General features: G+C 60.8%; 2 protein-coding genes. Both read left to right on the top strand.

Going from position 1 to position 1,387, the window contains the following annotated elements; translation table 11 throughout:
• A partial coding sequence (locus tag P792_RS0119840) for a LysR family transcriptional regulator (RefSeq protein WP_084331119.1) occupies positions 1-924 on the top strand: 924 nt, incomplete at its 5' end.
• Positions 924-1,387 (top strand): ABC transporter substrate-binding protein (locus tag P792_RS39155; RefSeq protein ID WP_161630859.1); only part of this gene is annotated, 464 nt, incomplete at its 3' end. The genes P792_RS0119840 and P792_RS39155, both read left to right, overlap by 1 nt.

Below are 1,387 nucleotides of genomic sequence, written 5' to 3'. Positions count from 1 at the left end.
CGCCCACCTCGCGCCAGCGGGTTTCAGGGGCGTATCGCCGAGGTCGATCTGCGTTTGCTGCGTGTCTTTGCCTGCGTGGCCCAGCATGGCGGTTTCGCTGCGGCAGAACTGGCGCTGGGCAAGAGCAAATCCTCGATCAGCATTGACATTGCCGCCCTTGAAAACCGGCTGAGCATGGTGTTGTGCCACCGTGGGCGCGCGGGTTTTGCCCTGACGAATGAGGGCCAGGGGGTACTAGATGCCACGACGCGCCTTTTTACCGATATCGATCTGTTCCAGCAGCGCATCAATGATGTCAGCGGAACGCTCTCGGGGCGGTTCTGCCTCTATCTGCCCGACAACATCCAGTTTCATGGCGAAACCGCCCTGTTGCGGGCCATCCAGATCTTTACCAGTCGCTATCCTGCGGTCGAGATGGATGTGCGCTCGGCCTCGACACGCGATGTGGAATTTGCCGTGCGTAACGGGACGGCAACGGCCGGGATAACGCTCTATCCGCACCAGCAGCCCGAAATGGAAGCAACCGCCCTCTTCAGCGAACGGTCCAATCTTTATTGCGGTGCCCGCCATCCGCTTTTCGACCGCCCGGAAGACACGATCAATATCGCCGCCCTCGCCGAGGCACGCATGATCAGTGTCAGCGATGCCGCATCTTCCCCGCGATGGGATGAGCTGCGCCCCTCCATGAATTTTGCGGCGCGCGCCGATAATATCGACTCACGCGCCCTGCTGATCCTGTCGGGCATGTATGTCGGTTTTCTGCCCGAGCTGTTCGTGACGCAGATGGTCCAGCAGGACAGGCTGCGCCACATCGTGTTCAACGACCTGCATCTGGTGAATCATTTCTACTTCCTGATACGTCCCACCCCGGAAAACGGGCTCATGGCCGAAACCTTCCGTGCCATTCTGGAAGAAACATGCTGATGCGCCGCCTCATCGCCTGCCTTGCGCTGCTGGTCGTGTTCCTCTCGCCAGCTTCAGGCTATGCCCAGGAACGCCCGGCCTTCATCGAAAACGGAACGCTGCGTATCTGCACCAATCCGACCCTGCCCCCCATGACATTCGTCAACGGGGCAGATCTCTCGGCGCTGGACGGGTTCGATATCGCGCTGGCGCGTGAGCTGGGCGCCTATTGGCATGTCCCCGTTCAATTCGAGACGATGGATTTCACAGGGCTTTTCCCGAGCCTCGGGGCGGGGCGGTGCAGTCTGGTCATGAGTGGGGTGCTCAAACAGGCGTCACGCGAGCGGCTGTTTGATGCGGTTGCCTATCTCGAAACATCCCCCGTTGTGGTGGCCCCCAGCCAGATCGCTCCGGTGAGCAGTTTCGAGGCTCTTGCGGGGCAGAGCCTCGCCGTTGAATCAGGCACGAGCTATGCCGCCCGTAT

This window comes from Asaia sp. SF2.1 (genome assembly GCF_000505765.1).
Taxonomy (GTDB): Bacteria; Pseudomonadota; Alphaproteobacteria; order Acetobacterales; family Acetobacteraceae; genus Asaia; species Asaia bogorensis.
Note: the sequence above shows the minus strand (reverse complement) of the source record. Positions and strands in the feature narration are given on the sequence as shown.